Genomic DNA, 18291 nt, shown 5'->3' on the forward strand with positions numbered 1-18291 from the left:
GGACGAGGACGAGGAGACGGATCAATGGGGATCGAAGAAAAGCTGCCGTCGGGCATCGCCCTCACGACGGTCGAGGCGCTGGCCGGCTACATGCGCAAGGCGTCCATCTGGCCGGCGACCTTCGGGCTGGCCTGCTGCGCCATCGAGATGATGGCCGTGGGCACGCCGCACTACGACCTGGCCCGCTTCGGGATGGAGCGCTTCGCCGCGACCCCGCGCCAGGCTGACCTGATGATCGTCGCCGGCCGGGTGAGCAACAAGATGGCCCCCGTCGTGCGTCAGGTCTACGACCAGATGGCCAACCCCAAGTGGGTCATCTCGATGGGCGTGTGCGCCAGCTCCGGCGGCATGTTCAACAACTACGCGATCGTCCAGGGCGTCGACCACATCATCCCCGTCGACATCTACCTGCCCGGCTGTCCGCCCCGCCCGGAGATGCTGCTCAACGCGATCATCGAGCTGCACCAGCAGATCCAGAGCACGCCGCTGGGTGTCAACCGCGTCGCCGCCGCCCGGGCCGCGGAGCAGGCTGCCCTCGGCGCCACCCCGACGGAGCTGCAGCCCCCGACGCACGACCACGAGGGCCTGCTCGGAAGGAACCTCCTGGCATGAGCGAGATCGACAAGCCCGCCGAGGGCGTCCACCCGGACGGCGTCGGCCTGAGCGGCACCGCCAACAAGGGCTTCCCCTCGACCCAGGGTCTGACCGGCGGCAACCGGCCGGTCGAGTACAGCAATGTCGAAGGGGAGGGTGCCGGCGAGGTCGACCCGGCGCACGCCCCCGTCGTGCGCGACGAGCGTCGCGGCATGTTCGGCGCCCGCAACGGTCAGGACACCTCCGGCTACGGCGGGCTCAAGACGACCGTCGCCTTCCCCGGCGCGAGCGAGCGCCCCTACGGCGGCTGGTTCGACGAGGTCGTCGACCGGCTCGCCGACGCCACCGGGGGCGACCTGCTCGAGCAGGTCGTCGTCCACCGCGGCGAGCTGACCCTGCACGTCGCCCGCGAGGACCTGCCGGTCGTCATGCGCGCCCTGCGCGACCGACCGGACCTGCGCTTCGAGATGTGCATGTCGGTCTCCGGCGTGCACTTCCCGCAGGAGAGCGGGCGCGAGCTGCACGTCGCCTACCACCTGCTCTCGATCACCCACGGTGGTCGGCGGCTGCGCGTCGAGGTCACCGCCCCCGACGCCGACCCGCACATCCCGAGCATCGTCGAGACCTATCCCGCGGCCGACTGGCACGAGCGCGAGACGTGGGACATGTTCGGCGTCGTCTTCGACGGGCACCCCGCGCTCACCCGCATCCTCATGCCCGACGACTGGGCCGGGCACCCGCAGCGCAAGGACTACCCGCTGGGCGGCATCCCGGTGGAGTACAAGGGCGGCACCGTCCCGCCGCCCGACGAGCGGAGGTCGTACAACTGATGGCTACGCACACGCAGGGTGGCCGGGTCCACGCGACCCCGGGCGCCGACGACCTCGCCGAGGGCCGCATCGTCAACGTCCAGGGCGGTGACTGGGACCAGGAGATGGGCGAGCTCGGGATGAACCCCGAGGAGCGCATCGTCCTCAACATGGGTCCGCAGCACCCCTCGACGCACGGCGTCCTGCGGCTCATCCTCGAGCTCGACGGCGAGACGGTCACCGAGGCCCGCGCCGGCATCGGCTACCTCCACACGGGCATCGAGAAGAACATGGAGTTCCGCACGTGGACGCAGGGGGTGACCTTCTGCACGCGCATGGACTACCTGACGCCGATGTTCCAGGAGGCCGCCTACTGCCTCGCGGTCGAGAAGGTCCTCGGCATCACCGACGACATCCCCGAGCGGGCCAGCGTGATCCGGGTGCTCATGATGGAGCTGACCCGCATCTCGAGCCACCTCATCTGCCTCGGCACCGGCGGCATGGAGATGGGCGCGACGACGATCATGACGATCAGCTTCCGCGAGCGCGAGCGGATCCTGTCGGTCATCGAGAACATCACCGGCCTGCGGATGAACAACGCCTACATCCGCCCCGGCGGCGTCGCCCAGGACCTGCCGCACGGCGCGATCGACAAGATCCGCGAGATGGTGCCGCAGGTGCGCAAGGGCATCGGCGAGCTCGAGCAGCTCCTCCTCGAGAACCCCATCCTCAAGGGCCGCACGAAGCGGGTCGGAGAGCTCTCGCTCACCGGCTGCACCGCCCTGGGCATCACCGGCCCGGTGTTGCGCTCGACCGGTCTGCCGCACGACCTGCGCAAGCTCACGCCCTACTGCGGCTACGAGAAGTACGACTTCGACGTCATCACCCGCACGGGCGCCGACGCCTACGACCGGCTCGCGATCCGCCTGGCGGAGATGCGCGAGAGCCTCAAGATCGTCGAGCAGGTGACCGACGAGCTGCAGCGCAACCCCGGCCAGGTCATGGTCGCCGACAAGCGCGTCGCGTGGCCCTCGCAGCTCGCCGTGGGCGGCGACGGCATGGGCAACAGCCTCGACCACATCCGCGAGATCATGGGCACCTCGATGGAGGCCCTGATCCACCACTTCAAGCTCGTGACCGAGGGCTTCCGGGTCCCGCCGGGCCAGGCCTACGTCGCCGTCGAGTCGCCGAAGGGCGAGCTGGGCTGCCACGTCGTGTCCGACGGCGGCACCCGCCCCTACCGGGCCCACTTCCGGGACCCGAGCTTCAACAACCTGCAGGCCGTCGCGGCCATGTGCGAAGGGGGCAACCTCGCCGACGTCATCGTCGCGGTCGCCTCGATCGACCCGGTGATGGGAGGAGTCGACCGATGAGCGGTGGATTCGGAGAGCAGACCGCGTCCGGGCACCTGCACGTGCCGTCGGAGAGCAAGGAGCCCTACCCGGCGGAGGTCCTCGAGCAGCTGTCGGCCGAGGCCGAGCAGGTCGTGGCCCGCTACCCGCAGCCGCGCTCGGCGCTGCTGCCGCTGCTGCACCTCGTGCAGAGCGTCGACGGTTACGTCACCGGTCGCGGCATCGACTTCTGCGCGAGCACGCTCGGCCTGACGACGGCCGAGGTCTCGGGCGTCGCGACCTTCTACACCCAGTACAAGCGCCACCCCAACGGCGACTACACCGTCGGCGTGTGCACCAACACCCTGTGCGCGGTCATGGGCGGCGACCAGATCTGGGAGACCGTCAGCGAGCGCCTGGGCATCGGCCACGACGAGACGACCGAGGACGGCACGATCACCCTCGAGCGCATCGAGTGCAATGCCGCGTGCGACTACGCCCCGGTCGTCATGACCAACTGGGAGTTCTTCGACAACCAGACCCCGGAGTCGACCGTCCGGCTCGTCGACGACCTGCGCGCCGGCACACCGGTGCGGCCGACCCGCGGACCCGACCGCCTGTGCACCTTCAAGCAGGTCTCGCGCGTGCTCGCCGGCTTCCCCGACGGGCTCGCCGACGAGGGCATCGGGGCGGGGGAGGCCTCCCTTCGCGGTGTGGAGCTGGCCCGACGCGAGGGCTGGACGGCACCGGGCGAAGGGGGCGACGCCGACGCGGCGACGTCCACGACCGCAGCGTCGACCGAGGGCATCGCCACCGGCGAGCAGACCTCGGTCGACACCCCGGCGAATGCGCCCGACGAGCGCCCGACGAGCGAGGGCACGGAGGCTGACAAGTGACGACGCTGACCCCGATCCTCACGAAGTTCTGGGACCACCCGCAGTCGTGGACCCTCGCGACCTACGAGGACAACGACGGCTACGCCGCCCTTCGTCAGGCGCTGCAGAGCGACCCGGCGGATCTCGTCCAGGCGGCCAAGGACTCCGGCCTGCGCGGCCGTGGCGGCGCCGGCTTCCCGACCGGCATGAAGTGGGGCTTCCTGCCCCCGCCCGACGGCGGGCCCCGCTATCTCGTCGTCAACGCCGACGAGTCCGAGCCGGGCACGTGCAAGGACATCCCGCTGCTCATGGCGGCGCCGCACTTCCTCGTCGAGGGGGTGGCGATCACCTCCTTCGCCATCGGCTGCAACCACGCCTTCATCTACCTGCGCGGTGAGGTCGTCCACGTCTACCGCCGCCTCATGCGCGCGGTCGAGGAGGCCTACGCGGCCGGCTACCTCGGCAAGGACATCCTCGGGACCGGCTTCGACCTCGACGTCACGGTGCACGCGGGCGCCGGCGCCTACATCTGCGGCGAGGAGACGGCCCTGCTCGACTCCCTCGAGGGCCGTCGCGGCCAGCCGCGGCTCAAGCCGCCCTTCCCGGCCGTCGCCGGCCTCTACGCGCGACCGACGGTCGTCAACAACGTCGAGTCCATCGCCTCGGTGCCGGTCATCATCCGCAAGGGCGCCGAGTGGTTCTCCGACATGGGCACGGAGAAGTCGCAGGGCTTCGGCATCTTCTCGCTCTCGGGCCACGTCAAGCGGCCGGGGCAGTACGAGGCACCGCTCGGCATCACGCTGCGCGAGCTCATCGACATGGCCGGTGGCATGCGCGACCCCAACCACCCGCTGAAGTTCTGGACGCCGGGTGGTTCGTCGACGCCGATCTTCACCCAGGAGCACCTCGACGTGCCGCTCGACTTCGAGTCGGTCGCGGCCCACGGCTCGATGCTCGGCACCCGCGCGCTGCAGATCTTCGACGACACCGTCTCGGTCGTGCGCTGCGTCAGCCGCTGGACCGACTTCTACAAGCACGAGTCGTGCGGCAAGTGCACCCCGTGCCGCGAGGGCACGTGGTGGCTCGCCCAGATCCTCGAGCGCCTCGAGCACGGTCACGGCACGCCCGAGGACATCGACAAGCTCGTCGACATCTGCGACAACATCCTCGGCCGCTCCTTCTGCGCCCTCGGTGACGGTGCGACCAGCCCGATCACCTCGGCGGTCAAGCACTTCCGGGAGGAGTTCGAGGCCGGGTGCCACACCCCGGCGAGCGAGCTCTTCCCGCCCGCCGCCTCGACGCTCTTCCACCACGAGACCGCACAGGTGACCGCATGACCGTCGCAGACACTACCGACCAGCAGGCACCCCCGGAGCTGATCAACCTCAGCATCGACGGCATCGCCGTCGCCGTGCCCAAGGACACCCTCGTCATCCGGGCGGCCGAGGAGGCCGGGATCCAGATCCCGCGCTTCTGCGACCACCCGCTCCTCGAGCCGGTCGGCGCCTGCCGGCAGTGCCTCGTCGAGGTCGCGACGCCCGACCGCGAGGGCAACGTCAAGCCGATGCCCAAGCCGCAGGCCAGCTGCACGATGACGGTGAGCGAGGGCATGCAGGTGCGCACCCAGCACACCTCGCCGGTCGCCGACAAGGCGCAGCAGGGCGTCATGGAGCTGCTGCTCATCAACCACCCGCTCGACTGCCCGGTGTGCGACAAGGGCGGCGAGTGCCCGCTGCAGAACCAGGCGATGAGCAACGGCCGGGCCACCTCGCGCTTCGACGACGTCAAGCGCACCTATCCCAAGCCGATCAACATCTCCTCGCAGGTGCTCCTCGACCGCGAGCGCTGCGTCCTGTGCGCCCGGTGCACCCGGTTTTCCGACCAGGTCGCCGGCGACCCCTTCATCGCGCTCGTCGAGCGCGGGGCGCTGCAGCAGGTCGGCATCTACGAGGAGCAGCCCTTCGAGAGCTACTTCTCCGGCAACACCGTCCAGATCTGCCCGGTCGGCGCGCTCACCGGTGCCGCCTACCGCTTCCGCTCCCGGCCCTTCGACCTCGTCTCGAGCCCCGACGTCTGCGAGCACTGCGCCGACGGCTGCTCCCTTCGCACCGACCACCGCCGGGGCAGCGTGCTGCGCCGCATGGCCGGCAACGACCCGCAGGTCAACGAGGAGTGGAACTGCGACAAGGGCCGCTGGGCCTTCGTCTCCGCCGACCTCGGTGACCGCTTCGAGCTGCCGATGGTGCGCGACGCCGAGGGCGAGCTGCGGGTCGCCTCGTGGCAGGAGGCCCTGGCCGTCGCGGCCGACGGGCTGCGCGCCGCACAGGGTCACGGGGTGCTCGTCGGCGGCCGGGTGAGCGTCGAGGACGCCCACGCCTACGCCACCTTCGCCCGCTCGGTGCTGCGCACCGAGCACGTCGACCACCGCGCCCGGCCGCACTCGGCCGAGGAGCGCGAGTTCCTCCTGCGGCACGTCGCGGGGACGACGCCGGAGACCGGCGTGACCTTCGAGGAGGTCGGCCGGGCCAGCTCGGTCCTGCTCGTCGGGCTGGAGCCCGAGGAGGAGAGCCCGATCCTCTTCCTGCGGCTGCGCAAGGCGCACCGCAAGGCCGGCACGAGCGTCTTCACCGTCGCCCCGCTGGCGACCCGCGGCCTCGACAAGCTCGGCGGCACGCTCATCCCGTCGGCGCCCGGCACCGAGACCGAGGTGCTCACCGCGCTCACGGGCGAGATCGGGCCCGGCTCCGAGGGCGACCCGCTGACCGCCGCCCACGCCGCGCTGCGCGGCGAGCGGCCGGTCGTGCTCGTCGGCGAGCGTCTGGCCACCGTGCCCGGTGCCCTCACCGCGGCTGCCCGCCTGGCGGAGGTGACCGGGGCCCGCCTGGCCTGGGTCCCGCGACGGGCGGGGGAGCGCGGCGCGATCGATGCCGGCTGCCTGCCCGGCGAGGGCGGTCTCGACACCGCCGGCATCGTCGCCGCGGCCGCCTCCGGCTCGGTCGGCGGCCTCGTCGTCGGTGGCGTCGACGCCGACGACCTCGGGGTCGCCGGTGCCCGTGAGGCCTTCGAGCGCGCCTTCGTCGTCTCCCTCGAGATCCGGCCCAGCAGCGTCACCGAGCACGCCGACGTCGTGCTGCCGGTGGCCCCGCACGCCGAGCGCGAGGGCGCCTTCGTCAACTGGGAGGGTCGCGTGCGGTCCTTCGAGGCGGCGCTGTCGACCACCGCCCTGCCCGACCACCGGGTGCTGCACATGCTCGCCGACGAGATGGGCGAGTTCCTCGGCACGCGCACGACCGCCGAGGCGCGCCGCGCGCTCGAGGCCACCGCCGCGCCCCGCGCGACCGGCGAGGCCCCGCAGGTGCCGCAGGCGGACCCGGCGCAGCCCGGTGAGGGAGAGCTCGTCCTCGCCACCTGGCGCCTGCTGCTCGACAAGGGCAGCCTGCAGGACGGCGAGGCCTTCCTCGCCGGCACGGCCCAGGCGCCGCGAGCGCTCGTGTCGCCGGCGACGGCGCAGTCCTTCGGCCTCGTCGAGGGTGACCTCGTCACGGTGAGCGCCGAGGACCTGCGGGTCACCGTCCCCGTCGTCATCCGCGACATGGTCGACCACGTCGTGTGGTTGCCGACCCACTCGGAGAGCTGCGACCTGCGCAGCCTCTCCGGCCGAGCCGGAGCGATCGTCTCCGTGACGAAGGGGGGTGCGGCATGACGGGCATGACCCTCCTCGCCGCCGCAGCCGACAAGCCGGTCCCGGCGGACTTCAGCGACACCCCGCTGTGGCTCTCGCTCGTCAAGGCGCTGCTGCTCTTCGTCTACCTGCTCGTGTCGGTGCTGCTCGTCATCTGGTTCGAGCGCCGCGTCATCGGTCGCATGCAGCAGCGCCCCGGCCCCAACCGCAACGGCCCCTTCGGCCTGCTGCAGACCCTCGCCGACGGCATGAAGTCGATGTTCAAGGAGGACGTGCGGCCCAAGGCCGCCGACGCCCTGATCTTCACCATCGCGCCGGTGATCTTCGCGTCGATGGCCTTCGTCGGCTTCTCGATCATGCCGCTCGGCGGGATGGTCTGGATGTTCGGTCACCACACCCCGCTGCAGCTGACCGACCTGCCGGTCGCCGCGCTGCTCGTCCTCGCCGTCGCCGGCGTCGCGGCCTACGGCATCGTCCTCGGCGGCTGGTCCGCCGGCTCGACCTACCCCCTGCTCGGTGGCCTGCGGGCGACCGCCCAGCTGATCTCCTACGAGATCGCCATGGGCCTGGCCCTCGTCGCCGTCTTCATGTACGCGGGCTCGATGAGCACGAGCGAGATCGTCGCCGCCCAGAGCGACCTCTGGTACATCGTCCCGGCGTGCGTCTCCTTCGTCATCTACGTCATCACGATGGTCGGCGAGACCAACCGTCTGCCCTTCGACCTCGCCGAGGGTGAGGGCGAGATCGTCGGCGGGTACTTCACCGAGTACTCCGGCATGCGCTTCGCGATGTTCTTCCTCGGCGAGTACATCAGCATGTTCACCGTCTCCGCCCTGGCGACGACGCTCTTCCTCGGTGGCTGGCAGGCGCCTCCCGGCATCGCCGCCATCGGCGACGGCATGCTCAACACCGGCTGGTGGGGCCTGCTGTGGTTCACCGTCAAGCTCTGGCTCTTCATGTTCTTCTTCGTCTGGCTGCGCGGCACCCTGCCCCGCACCCGCTACGACCAGTTCATGCGCTTCGGCTGGAAGTTCCTCATCCCCGTCACCGTCGCGTGGGTCATCGCCGTGGCCTTCATCCGCGGCGCCGACGCCGGCTTCTTCGGTGACGGAACGGTCGGCCTGCTCGGCCGCGAGTTCCCGATCTCCTCGCTGATCATCGTCGGTGTCCTGGGTGTCCTCGTCCTCGGCTCCACGTGGATCTGGGAGACGAAGGTCGACCAGCGCGCCCGCGAGGAGGAGGCCGCCGCGGAGGTGCCCGAGGAGGTCGACCCCTGGGCCGAGGGCTACCCCGTGCCGCCGCTGCCCGGCCAGCGCCTCGTCGAGGCGCCCCGTGGTGGGACGGCCATCGACACCCGGCCGGCACCCCCTTCGACCGAGACCAGCACCCCGTCCACCTCCGAGGAGGAGCACCGTGGCTGACGACACCGCCAAGGGAGGGTTCTTCGCCGACCTCTTCGCCCCCGTGGCCGGCTTCGGCGTGACCTTCGCGACGATGTTCCGCAAGGTCGCGACCCAGGAGTACCCCGAGGTCAAGTGGCCCACCCAGCCGCGCTTCCACGGCCGCCACCAGCTCAACCGTCACCCCGACGGTCTCGAGAAGTGCGTCGGCTGCGAGCTGTGCGCCTGGGCCTGCCCGGCCGACGCGATCCTCGTCGAGGGCCGCGGCAACGACGACGAGCGGGGGCTGCGCTTCAGCCCCGGCGAGCGCTACGGGCACATCTACCAGATCAACTACCTGCGCTGTATCTTCTGCGGGCTGTGCATCGAGGCCTGCCCGACCCGGGCGCTGACGATGACCAACGAGTACGAGCTCGCCGACAACAACCGCGCCGACCTGATCTTCACCAAGGAGCAGCTCCTCGCGCCGCTCCAGGAGGGGATGCTCCCCGCGCCCCACCCGATGGTCGAGGGCATGGAGGAGCGCGACTACTACCAGGGCAAGGTCGCCACGGCCACGCCCGAGCAGCGCGAGTGGGTCGAGCAGCACGCGAGCTCGGAGGAGGGCCGATGACCGGCACCGGTGAGGCCGTCGTCTTCTGGGTCCTCAGTCTCGTCGCCGTCCCCGGCGCGCTCGCCCTGCTCTTCGCCCGCAAGGCGGTGCACGCGGCCATCGGCATGGTGACGACGATGATCGTCCTGGGCGTCTTCTACCTCCTGCAGGAGGCTCCCTTCCTCGGCGTCGTGCACATCTTCGTGTACACGGGCGCGGTGATGATGCTCTTCCTCTTCGTCGTCATGCTCGTCGGCGTCGACCACTCGTCCTCGCTCGTCGAGACGATCAAGGGCCAGCGTCTGCTCACCGTGCTCGTCTCGGTCGCCGGCCTGCTGCTGCTCTTCTCCGCCATCGGCCGGGTCGTCTACGAGGGCAACCCGACGCTCGCGGAGGTCAACGCCGACCCCGGCAACGTCGAGGCCATCGCCTACCTCGTCTTCGGTCGCTACGTGTGGCTCTTCGAGGTCACCGCCGGTCTGCTCACCGTCTCCGCGCTCGGCGCCATGGTCTTCGCGCACCGCGAGCGGATCATCGCCAAGCCGACCCAGCGAGAGTGGATGGAGCGCCGCTTCCGCGAGGGCAAGCACCTCTCCGGTCTGCCGGTCCCGGGCGTCTACGCGCGGCACAACGCCGTCGACACCCCGGCCCTGCTGCCCGACGGCAGCATCTCCGAGCTCTCGCTCAACCGCGTGCTCGTCGCCCGTGACCAGGTGACGACCCCGACGCGCTACCGCCAGCTCGAGGACACCGAGACCACCACCGAGGGAGGTGAGCAGCAGTGAGCCCGATGAACTACATCTACCTCGCGACGATCCTCTTCGTGATCGGTGGCGCGACCGTCCTGCTGCGACGCAACGCGATCATCGTCTTCATGGGTGTCGAGCTCATGCTCAACGCCGCCTCGCTCGCCTTCGTCACCTTCGCCCGCATGCACGGGTCGGTCGAGGGGCAGGTCATCGCCATGTTCGTCATGGTCGTGGCCGCCGCCGAGGTCGTCGTCGGACTCGCCATCATCATGGCCGTCTTCCGTGCCCGCCGCTCGGCCTCGGTCGACGACGCCAACCTGCTGAAGCTGTAAGGAGCCACCTTGCTCACCGACATCGCCTGGCTCCTCGTGGCCCTGCCCCTCCTCGGGGCGGCGCTGCTGCTCCTCGGCGGCCGCCTCACCGACTCCTTCGGGCCGCTGCTCGCGACCGCCCTGTCCTGGGGCTCCTTCCTCGTGGGCGCCGCCATCTTCGTCTCGATGCTCGGCACCTCCGCGGAGGAGCGCTCCGGCACCGTGCAGCTGTGGGACTGGGTCCCCGCCGGCAGCATCGACGTCGCCGCCGGGCTGCTCGTCGACCCGCTCTCGGTCGCCTTCGTCCTGCTCATCACCTTCGTCGGGTCGCTCATCCACGTGTACTCGCTCGGCTACATGGAGCACGACCCCGACAAGCGGCGCTTCTTCGCCTACCTCAACCTCTTCGTCGCGTCGATGCTCCTGCTCGTCCTCGCCGACTCCTACCTGCTGCTCTTCGTCGGCTGGGAGGGCGTGGGCCTGGCCTCCTGGCTGCTCATCGGCTTCTGGAACCACAACCCCGCCTACGCCACGGCGGCCAACAAGGCCTTCATCGCCAACCGCATCGGCGACGTCGGCCTGATCCTCGCGATGACGCTCATGCTCGCGACCTTCGGCACCGTCGACTTCGCCGCGGTCGACGCCGCGGTCGGGGGCGCGGGGGAGGGCGTGCTCACCGCGATCGGCCTGCTGCTCCTGCTCGGCGCCTGCGGCAAGTCGGCGCAGTTCCCCCTGCAGTCCTGGCTGGGTGACGCGATGGCGGGCCCGACCCCGGTCTCAGCGCTCATCCACGCCGCGACGATGGTCACCGCCGGTGTCTACCTCGTCGTGCGCAGCCACCACATCTTCGACGCGGCGCCGAATGCCCAGCTCGCGGTCGTCGTCGTCGGCGCGATCACCCTCGTCTACGGAGCGATCGTCGGCTGCGCCAAGGACGACATGAAGAAGGCGCTCGCCGCCTCGACGATGAGCCAGATCGGCTACATGATGCTCGCCGCGGGTCTCGGCCCGGTCGGCTACGCCTTCGCGATCTTCCACCTCGTGACGCACGGCTTCTTCAAGGCAGGCATGTTCCTCGGTGCCGGGTCCGTCATGCACGGCATGGGCGACCAGGTCGACATGCGCCGCTTCGGCGGCCTGTCGACGGTCATGAAGATCACCTGGGTGACCTTCGGCCTGGGCTGGCTCGCGATCCTCGGGGTTCCCCCCTTCGCCGGCTTCTGGAGCAAGGACAAGATCATCGAGGCCGCCTTCGTCGGCGAGGGCTGGCGGCCGTGGGTCTTCGGACTCGTCGCGCTCCTCGGCGCCGGCATCACGGCCTTCTACATGTCGCGCCTGTTCTTCATGACCTTCCACGGCAAGCGGCGCTGGACCGACGACGTCCACCCGCACGAGTCGCCCCTGACGATGACGATCCCGATGATGGTCCTCGCCGTCGGCTCGGCCCTGCTGGGTCTCGTCCTCGCGACCGTCGCCCCGATCACGACCTGGCTCGAGCCGGTCCTCGGCCACGTCGAGCACCACGAGCCGGTGCTGCCGGTGCCGGTCCTCATGGCGGGCACGCTGCTCGTCGTGGCCGTCGGCGCCGTCTGGGCCTGGCTGGTCTACGGCCGCGACGAGGTCCCCGTCGTCGCGCCGGCCGGCAGCGCGCTCACCCGCGCGGCTCGCGCCGACCTCTACCAGGACGAGCTCAACTCGACCCTGCTGCAGTGGCCCGGCATCGGGCTCACCCGGGGTCTGACCTCCTCCGACCGTGAGCTCGTCGACGGCTCCGTGCTGAGCCTGTCCCGCGCGATCGAGACGACCTCCTCCTGGCTGCGCACGGCCCAGAACGGCTATGCGCGCTCCTACGCCCTGACGATGCTCACCGGTGTCGTCGTCTTTCTCGGTGCACTGTGGGTGATCAACTGATGGACAACCTGCCCTGGCTGACCCTGCTCATGGTCGTGCCGCTCGTCGGCGCGCTCGTGGTGGCGGTCCTCCCTTCGCGCAGTGCGCAGCTCGCCCGACCCATCGCCCTCGGGGTCTCCCTGCTCACCCTCGTGCTCGGCATCGTCGCGACCGCGACGAGCTTCAGCCGCGGCAGCAGCGAGCAGTTCCAGATGGTCGAGCGCCACGACTGGATCCCGCAGTTCGGCGTCAGCTACGCCCTCGGCGTCGACGGTATCTCGCTCGCCCTGATCCTCATGGCGCTCGTGCTCGTGCCGGTGTGCATCCTCGCCGCGTGGGACGACGTGCCCGAGGGGGGCGCCTGGCACAAGGGCTACTTCGCCCTGCTGCTCTCGCTCCTGCCCTTCATGGTCGGTGTCTTCTCCGCGATCGACGTCTTCCTCTTCTACGTCTTCTTCGAGGCCATGCTCATCCCGGTCTACTTCCTCATCGGGATGTACGGCGGTGCCCACCGCCAGGCCGCTGCGATGAAGTTCCTCCTCTTCTCCCTCGCAGGCGGGCTGATCATGCTCGTCGGCGTCATCGCCCTCTACCTCCAGGGTCCGGGCGGGTCCGAGGGCTTCCTCGTCCAGCGGCTCACCGGCCTCGAGATCGGCGGCTCGGCCGAGCGCTGGATCTTCGTCGCCTTCTTCATCGCCTTCGCGGTCAAGGCGCCGATGTGGCCGGTGCACACCTGGCTCCCCGACGCCGCCGCGGCCTCGCGGCCCGCCGTCGCGACGCTGCTCGTCGGCGTCCTCGACAAGGTCGGCACATACGGGATGATCCGCTTCTGCCTCCAGCTCTTCCCCGAGGCGAGCCAGTGGGCGACGCCGGTCGTCGTCACCCTCGCGGTGATCTCGATCCTCTACGGGGCGATCCTGGCGATCGGCGAGCGCGACATGATGCGCCTGATCGCCTTCACCTCGGTGAGCCACTTCGGCTTCATCGTCCTGGGCATCTTCGCCTTCACGTCCGTCTCCCAGTCGGGCGCGAACTTCTACATGGTCAACCACGGCTTCGCGACGGCCGGCCTCTTCCTCGTGGCCGGCATGCTCATCGCCCGCCGCGGCAGCCAGCGCATCGACGACTACGGCGGCTGGCAGCGCGCCACCCCGTGGCTGGCCGGCTCCTTCCTCATCGCCGGGCTCGCCACCCTGTCGCTGCCGGGTCTGTCGACCTTCGTCTCGGAGTTCCTCGTCATCGCCGGGTCCTGGTCGCGCCAGCCGGTTGCGACGGCCTTCGCGGTGTGGGGCGTCGTCCTCGCCGCGATCTACGTGCTGCTCATGTACAAGCGGATCTTCACCGGCCCGCCGCCGGTCGTCGTCGGTGACGCCGAGGCCGAGGCCGGAGCAGACGACCTCGCCGTCGCCGCCCGGACGCAGGAGGCCACGCCGGCCGCGGCCGAGCTGCCCTACGTGCGGGCCGACCTCGACGAGGGCGTCACCCCGGCCCGGCTGTCCGCGCCGCTGCGCGACCTCGGCTGGCGGGAGAAGGCCGTCGTGGCCCCCGTCGTCGTGGCCCTCGTCGTGCTCGGCTTCTTCCCCAAGCCGGTGCTGGACACCCTCGACCCGGCGGTCGAGCGGACCCTCCAGATCGTCGGCGTCAGCGACCCGGCCCCGTCCGCCCCCGCCGACGCCGGCTCGACCTCCGGGAGTGACCACTGATGACCCTGACCGTGCCCGCGGCCTTCGAGGCCGCCGACATCAGCTACCAGGCGCTCTCGCCGATGATCGTCCTGCTCGTCGGGGCCTTCGTCGGGGTCCTCGTCGAGGCCTTCGCGCCGCGCAGCACCCGCCACCTCGCGCAGGTCGTCGTCTCGGTCGCCACGATCGTCATCGCCTTCGTCGCGCTCGTCCTCACCGGTGACTCCGCCGGGGTGACCGTCGGCGGCACCGTCGCCATCGACGACCCGACCCGATTCATGCAGGGTGCGCTGCTCGTCCTCGGGCTGCTCGGCCTGCTCGTCATGGCCGACCGGCTCGGCGGCGACACCGCCGATGCCTTCACCCCGATGGGTGCCGCGAGCCCGGGCTCGACGCTCGAGTCCCAGGCCGCGCGCAAGGGCTGGTCGACGACCGAGGTCTTCCCGCTCGCGCTCTTCGCCCTCGCGGGCATGCTGCTCTTCCCTGCTGCCAACGACCTGCTGACGATGTTCGTCGCGCTCGAGCTGCTGTCGCTGCCGCTCTACCTCATGTCGGGCCTGGCCCGCCGCCGTCGCCTGCTCTCGCAGGAGGCGGCCCTGAAGTACTTCCTCCTCGGCGCCTTCTCGTCGGGCTTCTTCCTCTTCGGTGCGGCCCTGCTCTACGGCTACGCCGGCTCCATCGACCTGGCCCGCATCGCCGCGGCCGCGTCGACCTCGACCGGCGACCTCGAGGGGCTGCTCCTGCCGGGCGTCGTCATGGTGCTCGTCGGCCTGCTCTTCAAGGTCGGCGCCGTCCCCTTCCACTCGTGGACCCCGGACGTGTACCAGGGCGCCCCGACCCCGGTCACCGGCTTCATGGCCGCGTGCACCAAGGCCGCGGCCTTCGGTGCCCTGCTGCGTCTGCTCTACGTCGGTCTCGAGACCACCCGCTGGGAGTGGCGGATGGGCGTCGTCGTCATCGCCGCCCTGACGATGGTCATCGGCGCGGTGCTCTCGGTGACCCAGACCGACATCAAGCGGCTGCTCGCCTACAGCTCGATCGCCCACGCCGGCTTCATCCTCGTCGGACTGATCAGCTTCGACCGCACGGCGGTCGAGGGTGTGCTCTTCTACGTCGTCGCCTACGGCATCACGACGATCGCCGCCTTTGCGGTCGTCAACCTCGTGCGCGAGCGCGGGGCCGAGGCGACCCACCTGTCGCAGTGGGCTGGGCTCGGCCGGGCGCACCCCTACATCGCCGGGACCTTCGCGCTCTTCATGCTCGCCTTCGCCGGCATCCCGCTGACCTCCGGCTTCACGGCCAAGGTCGCCGCCTTCATCCCGGCGGTCGAGCACGGTGGGCTCTCCGGTGTCCTGCTCGTCGTCATCGGCGTGCTCATGTCGGCCGTCACCGCCTTCGTCTACATCCGCCTCATCGTGCTGATGTTCTTCACCGAGCCGGGCGGTGAGGTCACCGTCGCGGCCCCGGCTACGCTGTCCCTCGTCGTCATCGGCATCGGCGTCCTCGCGACGATCGCTCTCGGTGTCTTCCCCGGTCCGCTCCTGGAGCTGGCCCAGCAGTCCAGCGTCTTCATCCCGAGGTGACCATGACCAGCGCAACGCCCCCTGTCCTCGCTCTGCCGGAGGCCAGTGACGCGTTGAGCTCGAGGCTGGCCGAGGGGCTCGAGCGGGTCGAGGCCCTCATCGTCGAGCGCACGCGCAACGAGGACGACTTCATCACCGAGGCCAACCTCCACCTCGCCCGTGCCGGCGGCAAGCGGTTTCGCCCGGTGCTGACGATGCTCGTCGCCGAGCTCGGCGAGGGCATCACCGACGAGGTCGTCGCCGCGGCCGCCGGCGTCGAGCTGACCCACCTGGCGAGCCTCTACCACGACGACGTCATGGACGAGGCCGACCTGCGGCGAGGCGCTCCGAGCGCCAACGCGAAGTACGACAACTCGACGGCGATCCTCGTCGGCGACCTGCTCTTCGGCACGGCGTCCGACATCATCGCCGACCTCGGAGCCGACGCGGTCAAGATCCAGGCGCAGACCTTCATCAGGCTCTGCTCGGGCCAGATCCGCGACGACCGGCCCTGCCCCGAGGGCACCGACCCGCGCGAGTACTACCGCGGGGTCCTCGCCGACAAGACCGGCGTGCTCGTCGCGACCGCGGCGCGCTACGGCGCGATGTACGGCGGCTGCCCGCCGCAGGTCGTCGAGCTGGTCACGGAGTACGGCGAGCAGCTGGGCATGGCCTTCCAGCTCGTCGACGACATCATCGACATCGCCAGCGAGTCGGGCGAGACCGGCAAGACGCCGGGCACCGACCTGCGCGAGGGCAAGCGCACCCTGCCGGTGCTCAATGCCCTGGCCTCGAGCGACCCGGCTGACGCCGAGCTGCAGGAGCTGCTGCGCTCCGAGCTCAAGGACGACGACGAGCGCCTCGAGCGCACGCTCGAGCTGCTGCGGGTCCACCCCGGCATGGCCGCGGCCCGCGAGGAGACCCTCGAGGTCGGCCGCCGGGCCACCGCCTCCCTCGACGTGCTGCCGGACAGCGACGCCAAGACCGCGCTCCTCGCGCTCATGGACGGCGTCATCCACCGCGTCGGCTGACGAGGGGCGAGCCCGGCACGGGATCGAAGGGAGGACCGGACCGGTCCTCCCTTCGTCACGTCATACCGGCTCGACCGGCTCCAGGGACTCGCACTCGTCGGCGGGCCGCCGCCGACGCCGCGCGGAGGCGAGCGAGTCGACCGTCAGGCAGGCCAGGGCGACCCAGACGATGGCGAAGCCGATCCACCGGGCCGGCTCGAGATGCTCGCCGAGGAGGGTCACGCTCACGACGAGCTGGAGCACCGGGGTGATGAACTGGATGAGTCCGATCGTCACGAGCGGGATGCGCCGGGCCGCCTCGGCGAAGAGCAGCAGCGGGATCGCCGTGACCACGCCCGCCGAGACGAGCAGCAGCGGGTGCCACGGGGCGTCGATGGTGAAGGTCGACTCGCCGGTCGCCGTGAGCCACCAGACGAGCCCGAGCGCCGGCGGCAGCAGGAAGATCGTCTCCGCCGACAGGGAGTGCAGGGCGGGCAGGCTCGCGCCGAGGCGCTTCTTGGTCAGGCCGTAGCCGCCGAAGGTCATGGCGAGCACGAGGGAGATCCACGGCAGCCCGCCGCCGGCGACGGTGAGGTAGAGCGCCGCGAGGGCGCCGATGCCGACGGCCACCCACTGCAGGCGCCGCAGCCGTTCGCCGAGGACGAGGACGCCCAGGGCGACGGTGACGATGGGGTTGAGGAAGTAGCCGAGCGCCGCCTCGCTCGTGCGGCCGGTGCCGACGGCGTAGACGTAGACGAACCAGTTGCCGGCGATCAGGTAGGCGGCGATGCCGACGCCGAGGGCCAGCCGCCCACGCAGGCGACGCACGAGCGCGACGAGCTCGTGCCGCAGCAGCAGGACGATCACGCACAGGGCGAAGGTCCAGATGATCCGGTGGGCGAGGATCTCCACCGAGCCGGAGGGGCGAAGGGCGTGGAAGTACAGGGGGAAGAGGCCCCAGATGCCGTAGGCGAGCCAGGCGGCGATGATGCCGCGGCCGTCGCGAGAGGGTGTCACCCGGCGAGGCTACTCCGGGCCGGCGGGCCGCACCGACCGGTCAGGACGGCACCTCGGCGACGACGAGGAGGGCGGCGTAGCGGGGCCCGTGGTCGAGGTGGATCCGGTCGTCGCTCGTGACGAGCACGACCCGTCGGGTGCCGGCGGCGGGGCGGGCGCGGAGCGCGTCGTCGCTCGCGAGCGCCGTGCGGTCGACGACGGCGGTGCGGGTCACCTCGAGGCGCAGCTGGGTGCCGCTGGGGTAGGTGAGCACGACCCCGTCGCCGGGCCGCAGCGCCGCGAGGTCGGCGAAGACGTCGGCGGCCCCGCCGGAGCGAGCCCGGGCCGCGAGCAGCGCGGTGCCCTCGGCGCCAGGGGCCACCCGGCCCCCGCCGGTCGCCCGCACGACGCGGCCCGGGCCGGGGTCGAGGCGTCCGTCGCGCAGTGCCTGCGGTGACAGCTGCGCGGTCAGGTCGAGCGCGGGGACGTCGAGGGTCATCGCCTCCGCGCCGGTGTCGACGTCGGCGAGGCCGGCGTCTCGGGCGTCGGCGGGCTGGGGTGGGTCGCTCCGCGCCGAGGACGAAGGGGAGCCCCCGCCAGTGGTCGAGGTGGTCGCCGTGGTCGCGGTCGAGCTCGTCGACGTACTCGCGCTGCTCGCGGAGGTCGAGCCGGTCGCCGGCACCGGGTCCTCGCTCGCCCCGCCGCCGCACCCACCGAGTGCCGTGCCCAGCCCCAGCCCCAGCGCCAGCCCCACGCCGAGGCCACGGACCACGACCGAGCCACGACGGGAGCGCATGCCGCTCACCCT

The 18291-nt window shown here is 71.1% G+C and carries 16 protein-coding genes; 14 read left to right on the forward strand and 2 right to left on the reverse strand.

The annotated features are described in order from the left end of the window. The first annotated feature begins 24 nt into the window (after window positions 1-24). Genes NMQ01_RS02270 through NMQ01_RS02335 form a run of 14 tightly spaced genes read left to right on the forward strand, consistent with a single transcriptional unit; the run spans window position 25 to window position 16508 of the window. Window positions 25-612 (forward strand): NADH-quinone oxidoreductase subunit B family protein, encoded by a 588-nt coding sequence (locus NMQ01_RS02270; protein ID WP_255185270.1) that lies wholly within the window; start codon window positions 25-27, stop codon window positions 610-612. Beyond that, the gene (locus tag NMQ01_RS02275) at window positions 609-1424 is read left to right on the forward strand and encodes an NADH-quinone oxidoreductase subunit C (protein WP_255185271.1); all 816 of its coding nucleotides are present in this window, start codon (window positions 609-611) and stop codon (window positions 1422-1424) included. The genes NMQ01_RS02270 and NMQ01_RS02275 overlap by 4 nt, the downstream gene beginning before the upstream one ends. Next, the gene (locus NMQ01_RS02280; RefSeq protein ID WP_255185272.1) at window positions 1424-2776 is read left to right on the forward strand and encodes an NADH-quinone oxidoreductase subunit D; all 1353 of its coding nucleotides are present in this window, start codon (window positions 1424-1426) and stop codon (window positions 2774-2776) included. Before NMQ01_RS02275 ends, NMQ01_RS02280 begins: the two co-directional genes overlap by 1 nt. Further along, window positions 2773-3630, forward strand: coding sequence for an NADH-quinone oxidoreductase subunit NuoE (nuoE, locus tag NMQ01_RS02285; protein WP_255185273.1), 858 nt, complete (start codon window positions 2773-2775; stop codon window positions 3628-3630). The genes NMQ01_RS02280 and nuoE overlap by 4 nt, the downstream gene beginning before the upstream one ends. Beyond that, window positions 3627-4946, forward strand: a complete 1320-nt coding sequence (gene nuoF / locus NMQ01_RS02290) for an NADH-quinone oxidoreductase subunit NuoF (RefSeq protein ID WP_255185274.1) — start codon at window positions 3627-3629, stop codon at window positions 4944-4946. The genes nuoE and nuoF overlap by 4 nt, the downstream gene beginning before the upstream one ends. After that, window positions 4943-7312 (forward strand): NADH-quinone oxidoreductase subunit G, encoded by a 2370-nt coding sequence (locus NMQ01_RS02295; protein WP_255185275.1) that lies wholly within the window; start codon window positions 4943-4945, stop codon window positions 7310-7312. Before nuoF ends, NMQ01_RS02295 begins: the two co-directional genes overlap by 4 nt. Then, window positions 7309-8712, forward strand: coding sequence for an NADH-quinone oxidoreductase subunit NuoH (gene nuoH / locus NMQ01_RS02300; protein WP_255185276.1), 1404 nt, complete (start codon window positions 7309-7311; stop codon window positions 8710-8712). Before NMQ01_RS02295 ends, nuoH begins: the two co-directional genes overlap by 4 nt. Beyond that, a complete protein-coding gene (gene nuoI / locus NMQ01_RS02305) occupies window positions 8705-9304 on the forward strand; it encodes an NADH-quinone oxidoreductase subunit NuoI (RefSeq protein ID WP_255185277.1) in 600 nt (199 codons plus the stop codon). The genes nuoH and nuoI overlap by 8 nt, the downstream gene beginning before the upstream one ends. Further along, window positions 9301-10068: an NADH-quinone oxidoreductase subunit J gene (locus tag NMQ01_RS02310; protein ID WP_255185278.1), complete on the forward strand. Its 768-nt coding sequence runs from the start codon at window positions 9301-9303 to the stop codon at window positions 10066-10068. The genes nuoI and NMQ01_RS02310 overlap by 4 nt, the downstream gene beginning before the upstream one ends. Further along, window positions 10065-10364, forward strand: a complete 300-nt coding sequence (nuoK, locus tag NMQ01_RS02315; RefSeq protein WP_084449949.1) for an NADH-quinone oxidoreductase subunit NuoK — start codon at window positions 10065-10067, stop codon at window positions 10362-10364. Before NMQ01_RS02310 ends, nuoK begins: the two co-directional genes overlap by 4 nt. Before the next feature lie 9 nt (window positions 10365-10373). Continuing rightward, window positions 10374-12254, forward strand: a complete 1881-nt coding sequence (gene nuoL, locus NMQ01_RS02320; protein WP_255185279.1) for an NADH-quinone oxidoreductase subunit L — start codon at window positions 10374-10376, stop codon at window positions 12252-12254. Then, a complete protein-coding gene (locus NMQ01_RS02325) occupies window positions 12254-13936 on the forward strand; it encodes an NADH-quinone oxidoreductase subunit M (protein WP_255185280.1) in 1683 nt (560 codons plus the stop codon). The genes nuoL and NMQ01_RS02325 overlap by 1 nt, the downstream gene beginning before the upstream one ends. After that, window positions 13936-15498 (forward strand): NADH-quinone oxidoreductase subunit NuoN, encoded by a 1563-nt coding sequence (nuoN, locus tag NMQ01_RS02330; protein ID WP_255185281.1) that lies wholly within the window; start codon window positions 13936-13938, stop codon window positions 15496-15498. The genes NMQ01_RS02325 and nuoN overlap by 1 nt, the downstream gene beginning before the upstream one ends. Window positions 15499-15500: 2 nt before the next feature. Continuing rightward, window positions 15501-16508: a polyprenyl synthetase family protein gene (locus tag NMQ01_RS02335; RefSeq protein WP_255185282.1), complete on the forward strand. Its 1008-nt coding sequence runs from the start codon at window positions 15501-15503 to the stop codon at window positions 16506-16508. 60 nt (window positions 16509-16568) lie between these two features. Here the strand turns inward: NMQ01_RS02335 and rarD are convergent, their stop codons facing one another. Together rarD and NMQ01_RS02345 are read right to left on the reverse strand one after the other, a co-directional pair. Beyond that, window positions 16569-17504, reverse strand: a complete 936-nt coding sequence (rarD, locus tag NMQ01_RS02340; protein WP_255185283.1) for an EamA family transporter RarD — start codon at window positions 17502-17504, stop codon at window positions 16569-16571. Window positions 17505-17544: 40 nt separating this feature from the next. Further along, on the reverse strand, window positions 17545-18279 hold the full coding sequence (locus tag NMQ01_RS02345) for a class F sortase (RefSeq protein WP_255185284.1): 735 nt from the start codon (window positions 18277-18279) through the stop codon (window positions 17545-17547). Window positions 18280-18291 lie beyond the last annotated feature (12 nt).

This window comes from Janibacter sp. CX7 (genome assembly GCF_024362365.1).
Lineage (GTDB): Bacteria > Actinomycetota > Actinomycetes > Actinomycetales > Dermatophilaceae > Janibacter.

Coding starts and splice junctions, on each gene's coding strand:
- NMQ01_RS02335 (WP_255185282.1), top strand. CDS start 15,501: ATGACCAGCGCAACGCCCCCTGTCCTCGCTCTGCCGGAGGCCAGTGAC.
- nuoN (WP_255185281.1), top strand. CDS start 13,936: ATGACCCTGACCGTGCCCGCGGCCTTCGAGGCCGCCGACATCAGCTAC.
- nuoH (WP_255185276.1), top strand. CDS start 7,309: ATGACGGGCATGACCCTCCTCGCCGCCGCAGCCGACAAGCCGGTCCCG.
- NMQ01_RS02325 (WP_255185280.1), top strand. CDS start 12,254: ATGGACAACCTGCCCTGGCTGACCCTGCTCATGGTCGTGCCGCTCGTC.
- NMQ01_RS02270 (WP_255185270.1), top strand. CDS start 25: ATGGGGATCGAAGAAAAGCTGCCGTCGGGCATCGCCCTCACGACGGTC.
- NMQ01_RS02310 (WP_255185278.1), top strand. CDS start 9,301: ATGACCGGCACCGGTGAGGCCGTCGTCTTCTGGGTCCTCAGTCTCGTC.
- NMQ01_RS02280 (WP_255185272.1), top strand. CDS start 1,424: ATGGCTACGCACACGCAGGGTGGCCGGGTCCACGCGACCCCGGGCGCC.
- NMQ01_RS02275 (WP_255185271.1), top strand. CDS start 609: ATGAGCGAGATCGACAAGCCCGCCGAGGGCGTCCACCCGGACGGCGTC.
- NMQ01_RS02295 (WP_255185275.1), top strand. CDS start 4,943: ATGACCGTCGCAGACACTACCGACCAGCAGGCACCCCCGGAGCTGATC.
- nuoE (WP_255185273.1), top strand. CDS start 2,773: ATGAGCGGTGGATTCGGAGAGCAGACCGCGTCCGGGCACCTGCACGTG.
- NMQ01_RS02345 (WP_255185284.1), bottom strand. CDS start 18,279: ATGCGCTCCCGTCGTGGCTCGGTCGTGGTCCGTGGCCTCGGCGTGGGG.